Source organism: Algoriphagus antarcticus (genome assembly GCF_002150685.1).
GTDB lineage: Bacteria > Bacteroidota > Bacteroidia > Cytophagales > Cyclobacteriaceae > Algoriphagus > Algoriphagus antarcticus.
Genome location: NZ_MSSW01000009.1, coordinates 113,875 through 136,205, shown reverse-complemented (window position 1 = coordinate 136,205; position 22,331 = coordinate 113,875). Strand labels below are relative to the sequence as shown.

Annotated in this window: 21 protein-coding genes; 11 read left to right on the top strand and 10 right to left on the bottom strand. The window is 41.2% G+C overall.

Annotated features, from left to right (window positions below):
• Positions 1-6: 6 nt before the first annotated feature.
• The 6 genes from BVH04_RS05825 to atpD all read right to left on the bottom strand — a co-directional run bounded on the left by BVH04_RS05825 (position 7) and on the right by atpD (position 3,669).
• Positions 7-276 (bottom strand): F0F1 ATP synthase subunit C, encoded by a 270-nt coding sequence (locus BVH04_RS05825; protein ID WP_086540413.1) that lies wholly within the window; start codon positions 274-276, stop codon positions 7-9.
• Between the two features lie 10 nt (positions 277-286).
• The gene (locus BVH04_RS05820; RefSeq protein WP_086540412.1) at positions 287-985 is read right to left on the bottom strand and encodes a F0F1 ATP synthase subunit A; all 699 of its coding nucleotides are present in this window, start codon (positions 983-985) and stop codon (positions 287-289) included.
• Positions 975-1,289, bottom strand: a complete 315-nt coding sequence (locus BVH04_RS05815; RefSeq protein WP_086540410.1) for an ATP synthase subunit I — start codon at positions 1,287-1,289, stop codon at positions 975-977. The genes BVH04_RS05820 and BVH04_RS05815 overlap by 11 nt, the downstream gene beginning before the upstream one ends.
• Positions 1,282-1,608, bottom strand: a complete 327-nt coding sequence (locus BVH04_RS05810; RefSeq protein WP_086540408.1) for an AtpZ/AtpI family protein — start codon at positions 1,606-1,608, stop codon at positions 1,282-1,284. The genes BVH04_RS05815 and BVH04_RS05810 overlap by 8 nt, the downstream gene beginning before the upstream one ends.
• 1 nt (position 1,609) lies before the next feature.
• Positions 1,610-1,993, bottom strand: coding sequence for a F0F1 ATP synthase subunit epsilon (locus BVH04_RS05805; protein ID WP_086540406.1), 384 nt, complete (start codon positions 1,991-1,993; stop codon positions 1,610-1,612).
• A 200-nt stretch (positions 1,994-2,193) separates the two neighbouring features.
• Positions 2,194-3,669 (bottom strand): F0F1 ATP synthase subunit beta, encoded by a 1,476-nt coding sequence (gene atpD / locus BVH04_RS05800; protein ID WP_205635797.1) that lies wholly within the window; start codon positions 3,667-3,669, stop codon positions 2,194-2,196.
• Between the two features lie 674 nt (positions 3,670-4,343).
• Between atpD and rmuC the strand changes: the two genes are divergently transcribed.
• The 4 genes from rmuC to BVH04_RS05780 all read left to right on the top strand — a co-directional run bounded on the left by rmuC (position 4,344) and on the right by BVH04_RS05780 (position 9,445).
• Entirely contained in the window at positions 4,344-5,588 is a 1,245-nt protein-coding gene (gene rmuC / locus BVH04_RS05795; RefSeq protein ID WP_086540402.1) for a DNA recombination protein RmuC, read from the top strand.
• A gap of 412 nt (positions 5,589-6,000) precedes the next feature.
• On the top strand, positions 6,001-7,347 hold the full coding sequence (trkA, locus tag BVH04_RS05790; protein WP_086540400.1) for a Trk system potassium transporter TrkA: 1,347 nt from the start codon (positions 6,001-6,003) through the stop codon (positions 7,345-7,347).
• A gap of 3 nt (positions 7,348-7,350) precedes the next feature.
• Positions 7,351-8,796, top strand: a complete 1,446-nt coding sequence (locus BVH04_RS05785; protein ID WP_086540398.1) for a TrkH family potassium uptake protein — start codon at positions 7,351-7,353, stop codon at positions 8,794-8,796.
• Positions 8,797-8,920: 124 nt separating this feature from the next.
• Positions 8,921-9,445 carry a hypothetical protein gene (locus BVH04_RS05780; RefSeq protein ID WP_240510841.1) on the top strand — a complete coding sequence of 175 codons (525 nt, stop codon included), beginning with the start codon at positions 8,921-8,923 and terminating at the stop codon, positions 9,443-9,445.
• Positions 9,446-9,517: 72 nt separating this feature from the next.
• Here the strand turns inward: BVH04_RS05780 and BVH04_RS05775 are convergent, their stop codons facing one another.
• Together BVH04_RS05775 and BVH04_RS05770 are read right to left on the bottom strand one after the other, a co-directional pair.
• A complete protein-coding gene (locus tag BVH04_RS05775; RefSeq protein ID WP_086540473.1) occupies positions 9,518-10,117 on the bottom strand; it encodes a hypothetical protein in 600 nt (199 codons plus the stop codon).
• A 40-nt stretch (positions 10,118-10,157) separates the two neighbouring features.
• Positions 10,158-12,503, bottom strand: a complete 2,346-nt coding sequence (locus BVH04_RS05770) for a TonB-dependent receptor (protein ID WP_086540396.1) — start codon at positions 12,501-12,503, stop codon at positions 10,158-10,160.
• 387 nt (positions 12,504-12,890) lie between these two features.
• Here BVH04_RS05770 and BVH04_RS05765 point away from each other — a divergent pair, with 387 nt between their 5' ends.
• The gene (locus tag BVH04_RS05765; protein ID WP_086540395.1) at positions 12,891-14,255 is read left to right on the top strand and encodes an exonuclease domain-containing protein; all 1,365 of its coding nucleotides are present in this window, start codon (positions 12,891-12,893) and stop codon (positions 14,253-14,255) included.
• A 6-nt stretch (positions 14,256-14,261) separates the two neighbouring features.
• On the opposite strand, the gene ypfJ is transcribed toward BVH04_RS05765, so the two are convergent.
• On the bottom strand, positions 14,262-15,161 hold the full coding sequence (gene ypfJ, locus BVH04_RS05760; RefSeq protein ID WP_086540393.1) for a KPN_02809 family neutral zinc metallopeptidase: 900 nt from the start codon (positions 15,159-15,161) through the stop codon (positions 14,262-14,264).
• Between the two features lie 97 nt (positions 15,162-15,258).
• Between ypfJ and BVH04_RS05755 the strand changes: the two genes are divergently transcribed.
• Positions 15,259-16,032, top strand: coding sequence for a 3-keto-disaccharide hydrolase (locus tag BVH04_RS05755; protein WP_086540391.1), 774 nt, complete (start codon positions 15,259-15,261; stop codon positions 16,030-16,032).
• Between the two features lie 536 nt (positions 16,033-16,568).
• Here the strand turns inward: BVH04_RS05755 and sixA are convergent.
• A complete protein-coding gene (gene sixA / locus BVH04_RS05750) occupies positions 16,569-17,036 on the bottom strand; it encodes a phosphohistidine phosphatase SixA (RefSeq protein ID WP_086540390.1) in 468 nt (155 codons plus the stop codon).
• Between the two features lie 154 nt (positions 17,037-17,190).
• Here sixA and topA point away from each other — a divergent pair, with 154 nt between their 5' ends.
• The 5 genes from topA to BVH04_RS05725 all read left to right on the top strand — a co-directional run bounded on the left by topA (position 17,191) and on the right by BVH04_RS05725 (position 22,321).
• Complete coding sequence (topA, locus tag BVH04_RS05745) at positions 17,191-19,518, top strand: type I DNA topoisomerase (RefSeq protein WP_086540389.1); 2,328 nt, start codon at positions 17,191-17,193, stop codon at positions 19,516-19,518.
• 377 nt (positions 19,519-19,895) lie between these two features.
• The gene (locus BVH04_RS05740; RefSeq protein WP_140160530.1) at positions 19,896-20,645 is read left to right on the top strand and encodes a hypothetical protein; all 750 of its coding nucleotides are present in this window, start codon (positions 19,896-19,898) and stop codon (positions 20,643-20,645) included.
• Between the two features lie 2 nt (positions 20,646-20,647).
• Positions 20,648-20,926 carry a hypothetical protein gene (locus tag BVH04_RS05735; protein WP_086540385.1) on the top strand — a complete coding sequence of 93 codons (279 nt, stop codon included), beginning with the start codon at positions 20,648-20,650 and terminating at the stop codon, positions 20,924-20,926.
• A gap of 12 nt (positions 20,927-20,938) precedes the next feature.
• Positions 20,939-21,289, top strand: a complete 351-nt coding sequence (locus BVH04_RS05730; protein ID WP_086540383.1) for a hypothetical protein — start codon at positions 20,939-20,941, stop codon at positions 21,287-21,289.
• Between the two features lie 294 nt (positions 21,290-21,583).
• Positions 21,584-22,321: an RHS repeat domain-containing protein gene (locus BVH04_RS05725; protein WP_205635796.1), complete on the top strand. Its 738-nt coding sequence runs from the start codon at positions 21,584-21,586 to the stop codon at positions 22,319-22,321.
• Positions 22,322-22,331 lie beyond the last annotated feature (10 nt).

Sequence of the window (22,331 nt, the reverse complement as noted above, 5' to 3'; positions counted from 1 at the left end):
GATGAATTAATTGGCTAGGACGTAGTTCCAGAAAGGATTGGCGAAAATCAGAATCATCGAAACCACGAAGCAGTAGATCGCTGTGGATTCGATCATGGCCAATCCTACAAAGAGGGTTCTGGTAATGGTTGGAGCTGCATCGGGCTGCTGCGCAATGGATGTCAAGGCGGCAGATACTGCCCGGCCTTCGCCAATAGCAGGCATCATGGTGCCAAAAGTGGTGGTCACACCTGCGGTGATTATTGAAGCGATGGCAATTGTGGTTATACTATCCATAGTGATTTAATTAGGTCGTTATTACTTTTGATTTAGTTTTTTCTTTCGAATTGCGAACTGCTGCGGCTATATAAACCGTGGCCAAAATGCTGAAAATATAGGCCTGCACCGTTCCTGTCAGCAAGCCGAGCATATTCATGATGATCGGGAAAATAAAAGGGGAGATGCTCAGGAGGATCGCTACGATCATTCCCCCGCTCATAATATTGCCAAATAGTCTCACCGCTAATGCCAAGGTTCGGGAAACCTCGCCGATAATATTAAAAGGAAGCATGATCCAGGTGGGTTGCAAATAGGATTTGAGATATCCCCCAAAGCCGCTTTCACTGATACCAAAAAATGGAACAGCTAGAAATACAGATAATGCCAAAGCTGCTGTGGTGGAAAGTGATCCAGTTGGAGGACTGTAGCCAGGCAGAATGATACCAATATTGGAGACAAAGATGAATAGGAACAGCGTACCGATAAATCCGATGTATCGCTCGGGCTTGCTTAGGCCCACTTCTTCGATTTGGGTGTTGATACCGGTGACGATCATTTCCAGGAAGCATTGCCAGCGGGAAATCTGAATATCCGTTCTCAGCTTGCGGGTCACCAACCATGACGATACGATCAGCACCAGCATTACTCCCCAAGTAGTGACTAGGGTAAGATTGATGGTAATAAAACCGTACTCCCAGAAGATGGTCTGATCAGGGCTAAGATCCATGGATTTCCTCCTTTTTGAGTTGCGCTTGTTTGGCGTCCAGTGATTTGGTGAAATGAATCACGGTGAATCTTGCTATTATAAAACCCAGGAGACAAAGCATCAGATTCTGCCATTGATCCAATCCTACTACATAAAATCCCAGCAGCGTGATACTCATGCGAAGGATAAAACTGCCGAAAATCCAAAGTGCCGGTATTTTGGCGGACACTGCTTTCTTTACGGTAAACCAAAGTCCACCGAAGAAAATTACTCCCAAGGCTATTCCTGCCACAAAAGCTACACCCATTGATATCGTTTCATTCATCGTTTTCTTCGTTATTTTTATGTACTTCCTTGTCTTCTTTATTGACCCAAGACCAAGCTATGATGACTCCTCCAATGATCCCGACCATCAAAAAAGTCAATGTCCAGGAAAATGTCTGCGGGTAGCTTTTGTCCAGCCATATTCCCAATGCAGCGCCCAGCAAAGCGGGAACAGCCACAGACCAACCTACCATTCCCATCATTCCCAATCCAAACCAAACACCGTTCTTTTCTTTCAGCGCTTTCAGCTTTCGTTTCTCTTTTTTAGCGACTTCTTCACTAAAAAAATTCTCTTGGTCACTATTTCTTGATGGCTCCATGTTAATGGTCTCGAAACTTGTCAAAGCTGTAGATAAATCCTCTTTCAAGCTTTGCTACTACCGTTTTTGCTTGCGTTTCTAGTTGATCCTGCTTGGTAAATTCACTTTTCACCAACTCTCCAAGCTTGCCCAGATCTGCTCCGCCAACGGCATTTCGCACAGATACCAAAACCTCCGAACCAGCTTTAATCATCACGCCTTCATCCACCGCCACGTAATGGATGTTTTCAGTTTCATAAGTGAGAATACCGGGAACCAAAGCCGCCACGCAATCCAATCTTTGCGGCAACAGACCATAAGACCCTTCACTGGTTTCCATCACCACTTGCTTCACATCTTTGATGTCAGCAAACACTTTGTATGGAAGAAGAATCTTGAGGTTCATGGTTGGGTTAGGTTTGTTTTTTTAATCAATCAGTAATTTTTTTATATCTACACTTCTTCCAGTAGAAGATAAAAGCATCATAGTATTTGATGATCCCGAGAACGATCGTGAACTAGCGAAGACGCAGCTTCGGTCATCGGTCTTCGGTCTTCCGTCCAGATAAGTACAGAAAATAGGGCTATTGGCTTTATTTCGGATGATCATAATACTTTTTCTTTAGCTGCTGCTTTCACGGCAGGTTTCTCATTTTGAGTAGTTTCTTTTGTCACAGCAGGATTCTTACTCGGCGCCTCTTTTTCTATTTTCTTGACTTCATCTATGGTCCCGATCATGTAAAATGCACTTTCAGGATAGTCTTTAAATTCGTCAGCTAATATGCGTTCGCAGCCTTCCAGCGCATCTTTCAGGCTGACTTGGGTTCCTTTGATGCCACTGAATTGCTCGGTTGCGAAAAAGGGTTGCGTGAGAAAGCGTTCCAGCTTCCTGGCGCGATTCACTACATTCCGATCTTTGACCGATAGCTGCTCCATGCCCAGCATAGAAATAATGTCTTTTAATTCCTCGTATTGCGCCAGTGTTTCCCGTACCTGCTGAGCGAGTTTATAATGTTTTTCTCCGATAATTCCCGGCGTGCACATTTTAGAGTTGGACTGTAAAAAGTCAACGGAAGGGTATAATCCTTCGCTTGCTTTTTTTCTGGAGAGGGCAATAGAGGCAGATAGATGGGAAAAGGTATGTACAGCAGCAGGATCAGTCAGATCATCGGCAGGCACATAGACCGCTTGGATGGAAGTAATCGCTCCTGAATCTGTGTAGGCAATGCGTTCTTCCAGTTCCGCCAGTTCCGTCCCCATCGTAGGCTGATATCCCAGCCGTGATGGCATTTGCCCCATTAATCCGGATACTTCCATTCCGGCTTGGATAAAGCGGAAAATATTATCGATCAATAAAAGCACATCCCGATGTTCATCGTCACGGAAGTATTCCGCCATCGTAAGTGCTGCATGTCCCACGCGAAAGCGAGCTCCCGGCGGTTCATTCATTTGCCCAAACAGCATGACCATGTCTTTCAGCAGACCGGCATCTTTCATGGTGTTATACAGCTCGTTTCCCTCACGACAGCGCTCGCCAATACCACAGAACATACTTACACCATGGGTGTGACCTACCATGTTATGGATGATCTCGGTCAGCAAAATCGTTTTGCCAACACCTGCCCCGCCAAACAATCCTGCTTTCCCACCCTTTTCCAAGGGGATCAATACATCAATTGCTTTAATGCCTGTTTCGAAGATTTCTGATTTCACCTTCCGTTTGGATAGGGGTGGAGGCGATTGGTGAATATTACGCCTTTCGCCCTTTGGAAGTGGCTCGAGATGATCGATGGTATTCCCAAACACATCGAACATTCGGCCTAGAATAGCATTCCCTACAGGCACGGTCAGTTCTTTCCCATCGGTTTCTACCGCCATCCCTCTGGCCAATCCCTGAGTTGGGTTTAAAGAAATAGCACGTACATGGTGATTATCCAGCTGCGTATAGACCTCTAGTTGTATTTGCTTATTTTTTCCGGTAAATAATACAGCATTGATAGCCGGTAAATGGTCTTGAAACCATACATCCACCACACTGCCACGGATGCTAGTCACTTTACCTATGTTTAATTCGCTATTCAATTCAAAAGGATTAATCTAATTAGAATCTAATTTTTTCAGATTTTCAGCACGTACCCTACTCAGATTCACAGTTTTGACGGCTTAATCTCTCTATACTTTTAATTTAACCCTTAAATCCCATTATCTCGATCTGATCTCTAGGCCATTTCTTGATTTTTTTTCTAACTTTTGCTAAAAGCATAGAGAAATGCCCTCCGGATTAAAGCAGAAATGCTACATCAAACTAATAAAGTAAAGATCTTAGTTAGCAAGCAAATTGAGTTACATCTGAGGAAGAGAGTGTTACATAAATTACGGATTTGATTGATTATTCTGATCATTCAGTTATTCTTTGATGTCAGTAGAGTGAATAAAAGGGATTTGTTGAATTTATAGCTGGATAATTAGTTTATCGATAAAGACTACCTTACTATTCAGTTAAAAGTGTAAACCTTGTAACCCTCTAGGTCTATATTTTGTAGTTTTGCCACGTTCTTGCAAACAAGTTCTTTAAGACCCAAAGCGTAGTGGAGTGCCTTTGAGAATGCTTGTACACAATTTTTTTTCTATTAATGTGAATATTCAAGCCGAATCAACCGTTAATTTATATTTTGAATATTCTATAAATCGTTGATTTTAACAAACACATAACCAGGGTTCAAAAGACTACTTTCATGAACCTAAAATGATGACCTATGTCGACTGAGTATATTTTAATACTGATTGTATTTTTACAAGTGATTTTCCTTGTGTTGTTTTTTTTGAAAAAAGGAAATGATCAGGAGAAAGTTTTTTTGCAAACTGAGCTTGCCAGAATGAGCAAGGAGCTTGAATTAGCTTTGGCACAATCCCGAAAAGAAGCCAACGAAAACCTGACCAATCAATTTCAATTGGTATTCAATAGCATTCGTGCTAATTCAAAAGATCAAAATGAAGCGCTGAAAACCTTTGGCGAAGTCTTTCGGCAGAATGTGCAGGACTTCAATGCGCTTCAGCGGGAAAAATTCTCTGAACTGAATCGCCGTCAGGAAGATCTGATGAAAACGACTGAGTTGCGGCTGGAAAAGATTCGAGAAACTGTAGATGAAAAGCTTCAAAAAACGCTGGAAACCCGACTTGGGCAATCTTTTGAGATGGTAAGTAATCAGCTACAGGCCGTGCAAAAAGGTCTCGGTGAGATGCAGAATCTAGCAACTGGAGTAGGAGATCTGAAGCGGGTTTTGTCCAATGTGAAAAGTCGTGGTGTACTGGGAGAATATCAGTTGCAGGCGATTTTGGAGAATTTACTTTCTCCGGATCAATATGTGTTGAATGCGGAGGTGGGAAAAGGAAATCGAGAGCGGGTGGAATTTGCTGTGAAAATGCCCGGGCAAAGTGAGCCTATTTTACTTCCTATTGATTCTAAATTTCCGCAGGAATCCTACCTGAGATTGGTCGATGCATACGAGGTGGCTTTGAAGCCAGAGATAGAAATGAATCGTAATGAGCTTTTCAAAGCCGTAAAAAAAGCCGCTCAGGACATACAGAATAGATATATCAACGCACCATACACCACGGATTTTGCCATACTTTTTCTCCCGGTAGAAAGTCTCTATGCTGAAATCCTCCGCGAACCTGGACTTTCTCAGCAAATCCAACAAGACTACAAAGTGATAGTAACTGGACCAACTACGCTTTCAGCCATTTTAAACAGTCTCCAGATGGGATTCAGAACGCTGGCTATTCAAAAGCGAAGTTCTGAGGTTTGGCAGATTTTGGGAGCGATCAAGACTGAGTTTGGCAAGTTTGGGGAGCTGATCGAAAAGACTCAGAAGAAACTCTCAGAGGCAAATTCCGAATTGGATAAGTTGGTTGGAGCGAGAACAAGGGTGATTCAGCGGAAGCTAAAAGACATTCAGGAATTGCCGGAAGCGGAGAGTGACAAGCTGCTGGAGGAGTAAGTTTTTGGGGATTAGGTAGAAAGTGATAAGTAAAAGAGGTGACTTTCCCTCCGCAGTTTCGAGTTTCTATGATCGTTTTCGCTTGTGTGAGAGTCTCCACACAAATATTCTCTTCTAAATCATCACTCATAAGACTGAGCGCCTATGTGAGTGTCTCCACTCAAATGGACACCTGCAAACCAGGTTCGTGAAGACTCTATCTGAGGCAAAAGTAGTCCTGGTAATAATACTTGAACTAAGCGGGTTGAGTATTCAAAGCATAATGACAGCCTAAAAAACTTTCTTAAAATGAATTATTCAATTTTAGCTTTGTTACTTTGGTCTGTAAGACAGAAAAGAAATAGCTTTATAACTGATTACCATTTAGAAAGCCCTTATTTTTGCCAATTCAAAAATCACCTGAATAACCTCTATGGGGATGAATATTGTGATTGCTGGTGCTGGAGACATGGGTTACCACCTCGCCGAGCAATTAAGTTTCGATAACAAGGATATCACGCTGATCGATACAGACAGAGAAGTCCTCGACTATGTCGCTTCCAAACTTGACGTGTTGACTGTGCAGGGGGATGCTACTGCCTTTGAGATTCTCAAGCGAGCCAATGTCAACAAAGCGAGTATGGTGCTGGCGGTGACTACCTCTGAGAAAACCAATATTGTGACGGCCGTTCTGGCAAAGCAACTGGGTGCAAAGCGTGTGATGGCTAGGGTGAGAAATCACTCCTACATGGATGATGAAAACTTGTCCTATTTTAAAAATTTAGGCATTGACAATTTGATCTCGCCTACGATGCTTTGTAGCAAACATATTTTTAAAATGATCGAGAACTCGAGTTTTACCGAGGTATTCGACTTTGAAGGAGGAAAGCTAAATATTGTGGGTATCACGCTCGATCAAAGTAACCCATTGGTCAATCAGCGTATCATGGATACTAAGTCCAACCCGATTTTTGAGGATATCAGAATCATTGCGATTCTTCGGGATCAAAAAACTATTATACCTCGAGGAAGCACGATTATCCGAAATAATGATCACGTGTTTTTCATCTCAAGCAAGAAAAATACACAGTCGATCATGGAAGTTCTGGGTCAGGTAAAACACACGATCAAGAATGTGATGATTATCGGTGGGGATGATATGGCATTGACCACGGCACTCCGACTGGAAGATCACTTCCGAGTGACACTGATCAATAAAGATAAAGAGCGTTGCAAATGGCTTGCGGAAAACCTCAAAAACTCACTTGTGATCAATGGTGATTACAAAAATGTAGAACTATTGATTGAAGAAGGTTTAGAGCAGATGGATGCATTTCTGGCTTTAACGGAATCTTCCGAAACCAATATTATCGCTAGTTTGACTGCCAAAAATCACGGTGTATATAAGACAATAGCCCACGTGGATACTCGGGAATATATTCATATTTCGCACAGTATAGGAGTGGATTCGTTGATCAATAAAAAGCTGGTTGCAGCAAACGAGATTTCCAGATTCTTAAAAAAAGGATCTGTCGATGCTGTTTCGGGTATTTATGGAGTTGATGCAGAGTTTATTCAGTATTCGGTTTGCAAAAATAATAGATTGATTAAAAAATCTTTGCAAGAGCTATATTTCCCCGATACTGCTATTGTGGCAGGAGTGATACGAGGAGACAAAGTTTTTATTCCAGACGGAGATTTTCAGTTGGAGTTGAATGATAAAGCAATTGTTTTGGCTTTACCTGAGGCTAAGATCGCGCTGGAAAAATTGTTTCATTAAGGCATGATTCATTTCAAAGAAATAGGGAAGATCATGGGAGCACTCTTGGTGCTGATAGCCCTTCTGATGCTTCCCGGTGTTATTTTTTCAACATATTTTGATGAAGATCCTTGGCCGATCTTGAGCTCTGCCTTGATCACCATGGTGATAGGAATGACGCTGTTTTTCTCATTTTCTAAGCAGGATCAAAACATTCGAAAGCGAGAAGGCTATTTGATTGTAGCGCTGAGCTGGATTTTTATGGCTGGTTTTGGGATGCTTCCTTATGTGCTAAGTCGGGAGATTTCAGGTTTTTCTGATGCGCTTTTTGAGACTATGTCTGGCCTGACTACCACTGGTGCATCTATTTTGACTGATATTGAGGCTATGCCAAAAGGCTTGCTTTTTTGGAGAAGTATGACTCAGTGGATTGGTGGTTTGGGGATTATTGTGCTGACGGTTGCTATTTTCCCTTTACTGGGAATTGGTGGAATTGAGCTTTTTGTAGCTGAATCTCCAGGGCCTACTTCTGACAAAGTCCATCCAAGAATCTCCGAAACAGCCAAGCGACTTTGGTATGTCTATGTAGGGCTTACCGTATCGGCAACTTTGCTTTACTGGGTTGGCGGAATGACATTTTTTGATGCTATAAATCACGCGCTTACAACTTTAGCCACAGGTGGATTCTCCACAAAAAATGCCAGTATGGCGTATTACGATTCAGCCTTTATCCAATATGTGGCCATCATATTTATGTTTTTGGCTGGTACCAACTTTACTGTTATCTACTTTGGCTTGATTGGTAAAATCAAGAGAGTACTGAAGAGTGATGAATTCAAAACATATGGTCTAACTCTCCTAGGGGTTGCCGTTATTCTTTATTTCCCTATTGCTGCTACAGGGATTGACCCTGAGTTGGCATTTAGAAAATCGCTTTTTCAGGTAGTATCCATTGTTACTACCACGGGATATGTTACGGATGACTATACACAGTATAGTGAAGGATTTACCTTTATCTGCTTTATGCTACTCTTTGTAGGAGGTTGTGCAGGGTCTACTGCGGGCGGAATCAAGTTCGTGAGACACCTTACTTTTATCAAAAACTCATGGTTGGAGTTCAAGCGCTTAGTTCACCCTAGAGCAATTGTTCCGTTGATGATCAATGGTGATCGGGTTACTGGTCGAATCATCACACATATCATGAATTTCTTGCTGATTTACCTGTTGACTTTCGTGTTAGGATCTTTGGCTCTATCCCTGATGGGGTATGATTTGGCTACCTCTTTAGGAGCTGTTGCTACTTCATTGGCGAATGTTGGGCCGGGGATTGGTAAAGTTGGGCCAGTTGATAATTTTGCGTTTTTCTCTCCTGCTGCAAAAATTTTCCTATCTGTGATCATGCTTCTCGGTCGATTGGAGCTTTTTACACTCTTAATTTTATTTACTCCATTCTTCTGGAGAGCCAATTAACAGAGTATTAAAAAGCAAGTTTCTTGATCTTTGACGCTTTTTAATTGGAATAGAAAATTTCAGAGATTTAAGAACTCTCAGCACCTTTATTCGTAATTTCAAATGGAATTAACTCGATAAGAATATGAGAGCATTAATGTTTGGTATTATGATATTATCAGTTGGGCTGTCTTCCTGCTCAGAAGAAATAGTCGAGCCAAAGGATTATACAGGTAGGGAACTCAGGTATACCTTATACCAATCGAGTGATTTTGACTATACAGGTACAGTCACCGTACGGGAATACCCAGATGAGGGAATAGAATTGAATATTCAACTAGACTGGGATGGTTCTCGAAACTCTGATATAAACTTCCCTGCACACCTACATTTTGGAAGTTATGATACCCCAGATGCCCCTATGGCATTTATGCTGGCCCCGGTTAATTCGATGACTTTGTTATCTCAAACAAGAATAGAACAACTGACTGATGGCAGTAACCTGAATTTTGAATCTTTCCAAAATTTCGAGGGACATGTAAAAGTTCATCTGGACAGCGAAGGCCCAGACTATAATGTGATTTTGGTAGCCGGGAATGTTGGCTCAACACTGAATAATGCTGAACAATTTGATGCATCGCAAATGACTATTTGTTCTCCGGATTTTTAAGACTTAATAGCATTTTGAAACAGAAAAAGCAGCTCTAAAGCTGCTTTTTCTGTTTGCAAGGATTAATGCTAATTACTCGACCACAACTGGAAAAGTAATGTCTAGGTCGGATTCTCCTCCAGCCATAGCATATTCTTGGAAATTAGGATTAGATGCACCAGGATAGTTTTTATCCAAGTCATGACGAAGAATGATTTGCATATTCGCATTGTTGAATCCTGGATTCTGCTGAACTGTCAATATACCTTGTACACCAATTAATTCACCAGAAAGATCATCATATTGATAAGTCAAAATAGGTGATCCGACGAATGCCGTACCTAAGAAGTAAAACTGATGCTCATCGGCTTCTTCCAAGATTTCCTCAGTAATATCCTCATTCTCGATAGAATTTCTTACTTCAATATTGAGCTGATAAGTTTTACCTTTGGTCAATTCGACAGTTTCTATCGTAGGGGTTGCACCTACTTCGATTCCTTGTGGATCAGATGCGCTGAAAGAAGATACAGCTCCCACTGGGTTTCCCGAGGCATCTAATTCTTGGAAGTTCAGAATCACATCGGTGATTACTTCACCATCATTTTCAGGTTCAGGATCATCACTTTCACAGGCAGTAAATGTAAAAGCTGCAAATAGGATTGCGTACAGGAATATTTTTCTTGAATTGAACATAGTTGGATTGTTTAGAATTGGTAATTGCTTTTTAAATTGGTCAGAATTCATAATTGATTTTTAAAAGGACATTTCTTCCCATATCATAAGAGAAGTATCGGAAGCGATTCATATAGTCTTTATAGCTGGTATTGAAGAGGTTTTGCACCTGAAGGCCTAGATTTAGCTTATCATCTCCTATGATCAGTTGCTTATTGTAGGAGATGTTGAAAAGCGCATAAGCTGGAGGGGCAGGAGCAATATCAAAATCAGGTTCTCTGTTTTGTTTGGCAACCAATACATTACTCAAGGTTATTTTATTCGTCCGGGAATCAGTTCCCTTCGCAAAGTCATAAGAAACGCCCCAATCCATTCTATTGGCAGGAATAAAAGGAAAATAGTTGTCCTCGTCCCTGTTTTTAGCTTGCACGATGGACCCTTTGAGGTATGCGCTGATTTTGTCAGTAAACTCATAGCTTCCTGCAAAGTCGAAGCCATAGAAAAGGGCATTTGCCTGCAAGTATTCATATACATTGAATGTGCCTCTCAGGCTTACAAAAACTTCCCCAGTAGGATTTAGAAAGATATAGTCGCTAATGGGATTGAGGTAGGCAGTTAGCTCCAAATGGGTTCTTTTACCGTCATATTGCAGCTCATTGATCCATTTGAGGGATTTCTCTGATTTCAAATCAGAATTACCGATTTCCACTGCGGCAGCACCATGGTGAAGTCCTTCACTGAATAACTCATTGACATTCGGAGGTCTCCACGCAGAGCCAATGTTTGAATTGAATGTAAGATCTGGGCTGATATGATAGAGTCCGCCTAGGAATGCTGAGAAATTCTGATAATCCAGGTCAGCCGTTCTCAGCTCCTGATTGATGTATCTGGCTGTGCTTACATTTCTAAAATCATATCTCACACCAGCTTCCACTTCCAGCGGGCCTTTGGAGTATTTTTCCATCGCATACAGACCTGTGTTGACCATGTCATAGTTAGGGATCAATGGAGTTACTCCAGTGCCTGGAACATTGCTATTAGCTTGTTGAATTAAATTTATTCCCCAAGTTCCGCTCAGTTCATTCTTATGCGTATGGTTCACATAGAGATCGATCGTATTGGTGAAAAGCTCCAGATCTAAGCTTGCTTTTTCATTCAAGTCACCACGCCTTTTATCAAATTCTTGTCTGTGATTGAGTTGAAAGCCATATTGGAAGTTCAATTTCCAGCTTTCAGAAATATGATAGTGGGATTTTAATTTAGCCAAATGATGGGTTACCCGTTGCTTTGGATTTGCTATTTCGTAGCTAAATTCTCCATCTGCGAATGGTCGTCCATTCTCAATTATATTTTCCAGATCAGAAAGATTTCCGGTATGTGAATCGTTCAATATTCCCAATTCAGTATGGAAAAGACTGTAATAAGCTTCCACACCAAGTTTGGAACTACTATAACCCAGCGAGCTACTTAAATTTAGCTCACTTACCCCTGTGTTGTCTTGAAAATAGCCCGGAGACTTTACATTTCCAGATCTTTTGGCAGAGCTTTGAATACGGTATCCCAAACCTTTAATTTTGTGTGAGCCACCTACATATACCAAGTTGATGTTGCCCATTTGCCCATTTGTCCCGCCGACTAGGTTCAGGCTAGTTTTGCTTGTTTTTTTCGTTGGAAGAGGAGCTGGATTTACCAGAATCACTCCACCCATAGCTTCTGGGCCATATCTCACTGTTTCTGCACCTTTCACTACAGTGATTTCATCAGCAAGAAAAGGATCAATTTCCGGAGCGTGCTCAGCTCCCCATTGCTGACCTTCCAGACGAATGCCGTTATTCATAATCATAATCCGATTACTGTGCATTCCGTGGATTACGGGTTTTGAGATGCTATTTCCAGTGGAAAAAGTAGATACACCTGAGATTCGCTTTAGACTTTCTCCGAGATTTTCACCTCGGGATTCCAGAAGTTTTTCTCCATAAAGCGCAGAAACAGCGGTGGTAGTTTGCACTGCATCACGATGACCATGCACTTCCACGCTTTTTAGACCCAATGCTACTTCTTCCAGTCTGTAGGTTTTGGTAAAAGTGCCGGATTCTAAAGTTACAGTATCTCTAATCTCTTTATGACCAAGATATTGTATCGTAAGAGTGTAAGTGCCACTACAAAGATTTTTGATCGTGAAATTTCCGTTTTTATCACTAACCGCACCTTCTTCAGCCTCGATTACCCACACATAAGCAGCTTCAATAGGCTCATTATTTTCCAAGTGGATGATTTTGCCACGAATAGAAAGATTGCAATTTTGAGCCTGGATCTTGTGTCCAAGTAGTAGAATAAGTGTTAATAATATTGGTGTTTTCAAATTCACAATGCAAAAATAGTAGACGTTCGAATTATTAACTAACATATTTGAAACAAAGTTGCATTTATAGGATGGGTGGTAGTAAATTGAATGGAGAGTGTGTATCTGATGGTGAGATGACCGATGACCCCTGCCCGATGACATACGGGAATGACTGAAGTTCGAATTTCAAAGTGTTAGATTAATCCTATACTGGTTTTAGCTTATTGTGGCCGAAGAGGAGGTCTAGATTTGTTTGGAAGGCTAATCGTCTTCAACCGTGGTCAGTGTCTCGACGCACCGAAATACAGTGTGGACTGTGGAGACACAGACCGAGGCGGTGGAATCCTAGGAACAGCTTTCGAGAAGGCAGAAAATCAAAAACTCAATCAAACCACGTCATTCTGTGACACTTAATTCCAAACTGAAAATTCTAATTCCTACTTTTGGCCAATGGAATTTGCCATAGTAGATATTGAGACCACCGGTGGAGCGCCGAAATATGGTGGTATTACAGAAGTTGCCGTTTTGATTCACGATGGGGAAGCTATTATCAGAGAGTATCAGACGCTGCTTAATCCAGAGCAAGCGATCCCTACTTACATCACTGGATTAACTGGAATCGACAATTTCATGGTGCGACATCAGCCCACCTTTTCAGCAATTCAAGAGGAACTTTGGGAATTGCTCAATGACAGAGTATTCGTGGCTCATAATGTTAGTTTTGATTACGGATTTCTTCGCGAGGCATTTTTGAAAGTAGGCAAGGAGCTCAAAACTCCAAAACTGTGTACCGTCCGGCTAAGTAGAAAAGTGTATCCAGGATTAGGTTCTTATAGTTTGGGAAGGCTTTGTGAAAGTCAAAGAATACAAATCGAAGCCAGGCACCGAGCCATGGGTGACGCAAAGGCTACGGCAATTTTATTTGATAGAATGATCAAATCTGACTATCAAATCATCAATCAATCGCTCAAAAAGAATACTGGGGAAGCCTTTTTACCGCCTAATTTTCCCCATTCAAAATTCAAAGAAATTCCGACTTCCTGTGGTGTTTATTACATGCTGGATGAGCGTGGCAAAGTAATCTACGTAGGCAAAGCTATAAATATAAGAGAGCGGTTTAAGAATCACTTTTCGGGGCAGCTGCTTCCAAATCTGAAGCAAAAACTCAAAACTGAAGTTCATGATTTGAAATGGGAACTCACAGGAAGTGAGTTTATGGCACTTCTGTTTGAGACTTTGGAAATCAAGAGATTATGGCCGAAGTATAATTTTGCTTCGAAGCTTCCTAAACGGATGTTTGGCTTATTCCATTACGAGGATAATTCGGGTTATGGCAGATTTCAAGTTTCGAAAATCACTAAGTTTTTTAAACCGATTGAATCGTTTTTCTCCATGGAAGAGGCTAATTCATTTCTGAAAACAGGTATCAATATATACGGCCTTTGCCCCAAACTATGCGGACTCAGAAAAGTCAATTGTGAACCAGAAGAGGAAGTGAGATGTGAAGGAGCTTGTGATTTCACAGAGAAGCCAAAGGAATACAATCAGCGAGTGGCGGAGTTTATGAAAAAGATCAAGGAAAGCCAAAAGGAAATCCTGATTAAGCTTGCTGGACGAAATTCAAATGAAACGGCTTATTGTATGTTTGAAAGTGGGATGTTGAGCAGATTTGCCTACTTGGAAAATGACCAAATTACTGATGATATTCCATCACAACTTGATCTGGTGACGCAGGTTCCTGAGACTTATTACATCCTCCGCCAATTTATACATCAGATCAATACTGAACAGATTTTGGTGTTGGAGACAAGTTGAGTTGGCTTACAGATTAGAGGCATTGAATGTGTCTCCCTGATTGATATCTCCAGTTTCAAAACCTTTTTTAAACCATTTCATTCGCTGTGCTGATGTGCCGTGAGTGAAGGAGTCAGGGATCACGCGACCACTGGATTGCTTCTGGAGACGATCATCGCCGATAGCATTTGCGGCATTTAGTGCTTCATCCAAATCTCCCTTTTCCATCCAACCGACTGATTTTTGGCTGTGATTGGCCCAGATTCCCGCTAAGAAGTCTGCCTGAAGTTCCAATCTCACAGAATACTGATTGTATTCTTTCTCGCTCACCTGTGAACGAAGTTTGGCCATTTCATCAGTGATTCCCATGATTTTTTGAATATGGTGTCCCACTTCATGTGCGATTACATAGGCTTGAGCAAAGTCTCCCGGGGCTTGCAGTTTCACTTCCATTTCTTCAAAAAAGCTCAGGTCTATGTAAAGTTTTTCATCACTTGGACAATAGAAAGGTCCTGTAGCGCTGGATGCTAGTCCACATGCAGAAGAAACTTGTCCACTGAATAGTACAAGCGTTGGTTCTCTGTAATTCTCCAAAAGATTGTTCCAGACATCTTCCGTGTCCGCCAAAATGGTCTCACTGAAAGCAGCGAGGCGATCTTCCTCAGCAGTAGGAGTATAGTTAGTCTCAGTAGTAAATCCCTGTCCACCGCCACCCATGAAATTCCCTAAGAAGGTAAGGGGGTTGGTACCCGTGATCACCGAGATGGCAATGACGATACCCACGATAATTAAGCCTGTTTTAGAAAAAAGAATTCTAATCAACGGCCCAATTAGCATAGGGCTAAATCCACCACCCCGCGATCCACCACTACTTTGACCCCGTCTATCCTCTACATTTGAGCTTCGTCTTCTTCCTTCCCATTTCATGGTACAAAATGTTTGATTTTGCCTAAAATTAACCAAATTCAACAATTGGATATTGTCTTATATTTAATTTCAAAAAAATAATTTAACTCAAAAACCTATGAACAGTAAAGTTTTTCAAAGACTAGCTTTCTCCTTTGCCTTAGCGTGTGCATTTACAGTCGTACAAGCTCAAACAGGCGTAGGGGCTAAGCCCGAAAAAGGAGCCAAGGTCTATCTGGACGGCTCAAAGAAATCACTGGAGAAAAATTGGGAATACTGGGAAGGACCACGTTTTTCTGCTGAAAATCCTATCAAATGGCCTGAAGTGGCTGATCCTGTAGATAGCGGCAAAGCAATTAGCAGCAATGATCCTGCAGGAGCTGGAGGTTTATATGGTGCCGCTGATATCGTGACCAAAGACAAATTCGAGGATTTTCGTGCGCACGTAGAGTTTTTTGTCAAAAATGAAGGCGGGAATTCAGGGGTGTATCTTCAAAATCGCTATGAAATTCAAATTTTGGATGGAGACTACGGTGATCATGGCTTAGCTGCATTGATCAATGAACATGTTCCAACCTCGGAAGAATATTATGGCATTGGAAAGTGGAATGCTTATGATATTGAGTTTAAAGCAGCACGTTTTGAAAATGGGAAATTAGTAGAGAAGCCTAGGGCTACAGTCTATTTGAATGGAGTGAAAATCCATGAGGACAAGGAGATTCAGCAAGTTTGGGGTGGACCATACTCGGGTCTTGATGGCGGCAATGACGGTGGAAAAGGGATTACCGATACGCCGGGCGGTTTAAAGTTGCAAGCGGAAGGACATGATGTGTTCTATCGAAATATCTGGATCAAAAAGCTTGATCTTGATGGTAAATCGACAGATTTCTAAGAAAAGTAAAAGAGCATTAAAAAGCCCTGAATATAAAAATTCAGGGCTTTTTGCATTTAATATCAATTGTGCTTCTGGTAATTGACAAGGCTGTTTTCCTTCTGACATTCATTTGACGCTACATTTAATCTAGATGCTTTATGAATAAGGCATCTTAGACTTCTCAGAAATCGCTAAGTTTTAATGCTAGCAATTAAATAGGGTAATCACAATTTGGGTATGTATTCTTTAAAGGGTACTGAATGATTTAGCCATTTGATTTGAAATCAAATTTTGGTCCCATGGCAATGGATTCATTCGAATATTTTGGGCTAGGCTTCGGGGTAAGTTTCCGGATTTTGAAAGTATGTGCTAGAATTTATAACTGCAGAAATAGCTAAGATTGACTTTGGTGATTGATAATCTCTGCTTCTATCTGAATTATTATGCCAATATAAAGGAAGTTGGGTTTATAATTCGATGAGTCTAAAGATATTTTTGATAAAAGTTAGAAAAGTGGTTTATAATTCTGTTGCATACTCTCTATGTGATTTACTTTATTGGATAATCTCTTTTAAGATGCCTGTTCCAAAGCCAATCATTTTCCATTCCGAAATTTCCAAGTCAATCACAGCCATCATACCAGGTTGCAATCCTAGGTAATTCTCATCCGAAAGATGTGCCAAAAGCAGACTAATGGTAGGATTGTGCCCGACCAAAAGACAAGAATCCACCGAGGAGGAAGTTTTTTCCAGTAGCGCTATCATGTCTCCCATATCGCCGTGATAGATAACTTTTGTGAACATACTCTCCTTAATTGTAATGTACTTTCCTATCAAATCAGCAGTTTCCATCGTACGTTGCGCTGTGGAACAATACATCAAATCAACAGATTTTAGCTTTTTATCTAGGCTTTTTCCCATACGAACCAAGTTTTCTCTACCTTTTTCGGTGAGTTGTCTTTGAAAATCTGAACCTTGAGAAAAACCTGCTTCTCCGTGTCTGAGTAAAAACAATTGCTTCATGATAAGTGGTTTATACCCTGTATAGTATTTCTTACATTGATCAATAATCCCTCCAAATCAGGTTTAGTTGATTTTAATTATTTGGACGAGAAAACAATGCCGTCTATTTTTAGCTTTTCTAAACGGGAATGAAAACCCAGAAATATTGCCATTTATGTCTAAAAACCTTGTTATCGTCGAGTCACCTGCCAAAGCCAAAACCATTGAGGGATACTTGGGCAAGGACTATAAGGTAGCATCCAGCTACGGTCACGTACGGGATCTGCCTAAAGGCGATAAAGCGATCGATATTAAAAACAGATTCAATCCTACCTACGAGGTCACGGCCGATAAAAAGGATGTGATCAAGAATCTCAAGGCTTTGGTGAAGGATGCTGAGATGGTCTATCTAGCAAGCGATGATGACCGCGAGGGAGAGGCAATTTCTTGGCATTTAAAAGAAGTATTGAAGCTTAAGGATGAAAATACCAAACGGATTGTATTTCGGGAGATCACCAAAAATGCGATTACGAAAGCGATTGAGAACCCTAGAGGCATAGATATAGATCTGGTAAATGCCCAGCAAGCAAGACGAATTTTAGATCGTCTGGTAGGGTTTGAACTTTCTCCTATACTTTGGAAGAAAATCAAAACTGGTCTTTCTGCAGGAAGAGTTCAGTCTGTTGCCGTTCGCCTGATCGTAGATCGTGAGCGGGAAATAGAAAAGCACAATGCTAAGTCTAGTTTTAGAATCACAGCGATTTTCGAAGTAGAAGGAAAAACATTCCAAGCCGAACTTCCAAAGAAATTTGACACCAAAGCTGAAGCTGAGGAATTCTTGAAGAAGTGTCTTGATGCTGATTTTTCGGTAGCCAACTTAGAGAAAAAGCCAGGGAAGAAAACTCCAGCTGCACCTTTTACCACTTCTACTCTTCAGCAGGAAGCAAGTAGAAAGCTTTACTTCTCCGTAGCTCAGACGATGTCTGTAGCGCAGAAACTGTATGAAGCTGGTAAGATTACCTACATGAGAACAGATAGTGTGAATCTTTCGGATGACGCTATGGCTTCTGCCAAAAATGCTATTCACGATTCATACGGTGATAAATATCATAAATCGAGAAAATTTACAACCAAATCTGAAGGTGCTCAGGAGGCTCACGAAGCCATTCGACCTACTGAATTTGCCAATCCGCAAGTTATTGGAGAACGCAATGAGCAGCGCCTTTATGAGCTAATCTGGAAGCGCGCTATTGCTTCGCAGATGGCTGATGCAGAATTGGAGAAGACTATTATTACGGTAGATATTTCCAACCAGACTCAAAATTTAGTCGCCACTGGAGAGATCATCAAGTTTGATGGTTTCCTAAAAGTATATTTGGAAGACACAGATGATGAGCCTGAAGAAGATGAAAGCAATGAGGGTAAGGCACTCCTGCCACCATTGACTATCGGTCAGAGTCTAGCTCTTCAAGAAATGAAAGGCCGTGAGACTTTCTCCAGAGCTTCCCCGAGATATACTGAAGCATCGTTGGTGAAGAAGTTAGAGGAACTGGGAATCGGTCGTCCATCAACTTATGCACCTACTATTTCGACGATTCAAAGACGTGAATACGTGATCAAAGAATCCAGAGATGGCACTCCGAGAGATTATGTGGAAATGATCATTGCCAAGGGAGCATTTAAAGATGCTACCAAAACAGAAACCACTGGAGCTGAGAAGCAAAAGCTTTTCCCTACCAATATTGCAATGGTAGTCAATGACTTCTTGGTGGAGCATTTTCCAAATGTGATTGACTTTAGCTTTACCGCTAGGGTAGAGAAGGAGTTTGATGATATCGCTTCAGGAGGACAAGTTTGGCAGGATATGCTGGATTCATTCTACGGTGATTTTCACAAAAATGTAGAAGATACAGACCAGATCTCCAGACAGGATATCAATTCAAACCGTGAACTTGGCAACCACCCAGTGAGTGGCAAGCCGATGATCGCCAGACTTGGAAAATTTGGGCCATTGGTTCAGATCGGTGATTCTGAAGATGAGGAGAAGCAGTTTGCAAGTTTGAAAAAAGGCCAGTTCATCGAAAATATCACCATGGAAGATGCACTTGAGCTATTCAAATTGCCTCGTGATATCGGGATGTTTGAGGATAAAAAGATGGTGGCAGCGATTGGTAGATTTGGGCCTTATGTTCGTCATGATAGCGCTTTTTTCTCTCTTCCTAAGGAAATGGATCCGCTGAGCATCAATGAAGAAGAAGCGATCCAGTTGATCAAGGAAAAGCGGGAGGCCGATGCCAAGAAGCATATCAAATCCTTTGAAGAGAATCCTGAGATCCAAGTATTGAATGGGCGATGGGGGCCTTACATCAAGATGGGTAAGAATAATTATAAAATCCCTAAGGATAAGGAAGCTGAAACTTTAACGTACAAACAGACTATTGAAATCATTGAAAATCAGCCGGAACCTAAGAAAAAGGGCGGAAAGTTTGCCAAGAAAAAGTAAGTCGAGCTTTATTTAAGACTATATGAACAAGCCTAATTCAATGCTATTAAAGATTGTTTTAGGCTTGTTTTAATGAGGTTTTCTTCTTTTTTCCAATCCCCATATTTTTTGATCATATTTTTTTATACTACATCTTGATAGGTAGAGTGCATTTGAAATTTTCTTAAATAAATTTATATCGAGAATTTGTGATCAATTAGTAAAAATAAATGCTTTTAGTATTTTTTACTAAAAATAAATATTTGTATTAATGGCAAGGAGGCAAACGGCCATTTTGGAGTAAATCTATATGACTACGGGGCAAGATTGTACAGCCTGTCCCGATAGCGAAGCGTATCGGGAATCCGGCGATCGGTAGGTGGTTTGTGTTAGATCCGATGGCAGAGAAGATGCGCCGACATTCTCCATATAACTATGCATTCAATAATCCGCTGAGATATATCGATCCTGATGGCATGGAGCCGTATGAGGTGATGGGTGGGGTGACTCAAGGACCACCTGATGCTGAGGATCCAACGCAGAAGAGTGTGTTGAATGGGGAGGAGAGTGCACCAGGAGGTGCTTGTGAAGGATGTCCTACAGTTGATTTAGAAGGAGTGACTGTTACTGCGACCCGCTTACCTAATTTTTCAGGAATTTATTCGGATAACCAGAGGTCACAATCAGGGTGGCACGACTTCAGGCAAGGACAGAATAATGGGGAAAGTTATATCATAAACGAACCCCGAGTGATTGGAGGAACTCCTCCATTTCTTCCAGGAGGAATTGGAGGATGGAGTAATATTAAAAACTTTTGGAGTGTTTTAAAAAATGCTAGGAGCATATTTAATGCTGCGAAGAATGGAATAAGTATTTGGCCATCTGCCAGTGGTGGTAGGACCGTTATCAATGGAATAGAATATACAACTCACGCATTAGAAAGAATGCAACCTGTTGGAACAATTATGAAAGGTGCAAATTCATTTAGTCGTGGAATTCCACCATCTGTGGTTGAAAATGCTATTAAGTATGGTAATGTTACACCTGGAAATACTGCCGCAGAAGTAGTAAGAACTTTTGAAAATGTCAGAGTTATCACAAACCCTGCAGCTACAAGGGTAATTTCTGTTATAAAAATTGGAAATTAAATATGGAATTTAATAAACTTCAAAAAAAGCTTTGGATTAAAATGCTTAAATCCATAGAGAGCTACAGAAGTGGTGGCACCTTACTCTTTTCTGATTTTATATATGGATTAGAAGGTTACTTAGATGCAGGAGAATTTCAAGATGAAAGCCTCATTTTGCAATGGTATAACTATTGGACTCCATTAGAAATTTTTTATTCGACAAATGGCGATGATAAAGCAATTGAAGAAATCGATAAATATCTGTCTGAAATGGAAAGTTTTTTAAAGAGTAAAATTTAGATTTTTGTAAAAATGAGGACAAGTAGCTGGATCATTCTTTTAATGATCCAGCAGCTCACTGAATACGGTCAGAACCTAAGTACGGCAGGAATCAACGAAATCACCATCGCCAATGTAGTAGCACTGGTGATTACAGAGTTACAACCCCCGATTTTTATCGGGGCCGGTGTCATAGGCACATATGGGGCATGCGCTGTATTGCCTGTCCCGATGAGCACAGCGATATCGGGAATGCTGACTCTACCTTGTATGAGCAGGAGGGCTGAGCGTAAAGAAACAGTCAAGTGGACTGTTTTAGCGAAGAGCCAGGCCGTGCGCAGGAAATCCTATCCAAAAAGGCAAGAAACAAAAACGAGGAACTGATCAAAAAGATTGCAGTTCCAAAGGACGGGTACATTGAAACCTACTTGGTCAAGGAGACTTCTGACGATGTATGATTTGACCAGTTTAGGATTCTCAGCACTGGACCACTTATCGTACAGGAAACCCATTACGATCCATGGGGAGTGGAGCTTTCTGGATTAGGTTACCAGTATGGCGGTATCAAAATAAATCCGTATTTATACAACGGCAAGGAGAGGGCTGAGCGTTAAGAAATGATCCCTTTGGATCATTTTAGCGAAGAGCCAGCTTGTAGGGTGGGAGGCAAACGGCCACTTGGGAGTAAATATCTACGATTTTGGCGCGAGGATGTACGATCCAGCCATTGGTAGATGGTTTGTGTTAGATCCGATGGCAGAGAAGATGCGCAGGCATTCCCCTTATAATTATGCATTCAATAATCCGCTGAGATATATCGATCCGGATGGGATGGAACCATACGAGGTCATGGGTGCGGTAACTCAAGGAACACCTGATCCTGAGGATCCGACACTAAAAAGTGTGGTAAATGGGGAGGAGCAGGCTCCGGGAAGTGATTGTCAAGGTTGTGCAACACTTCCTGAATTTGTAGTAGAATCAACAAGGATTGAAAATTATTCTGAAGTTGGAGATAAAGTAATGGGGCATAGGGATGGGGTGCCTGGATTTGAGGATTTCTTTGGTTATAGGACGCTGGGAGGTTTTGATGTAAATGCTGAAGGGAGGATAATAGGAATGTCCCCAATTGGTGGGACAGGTCCTGATGTATCTCCTGTCAAAATTCTTAAAATTTCAAAATTACTAATAAAGGATGGGAATGTATGGAAGTGGGCTGTAAATGGTCGGATAGTTTCAAAGGATGCATTAAAAAGATTTGGACTAGAAAGTACATCTTTAAGTACAACTTCGCAAGTTTCTAAAGTAGAAAAGGCTTTTGAACAGACTATTTCTAATGTTCCCAATACAACAGAACCCATGTCAACTTGGGGGAAAATTAAACAAATGATTAGGATTGCAGGACAATGGCAATTTTAAATTATATCTT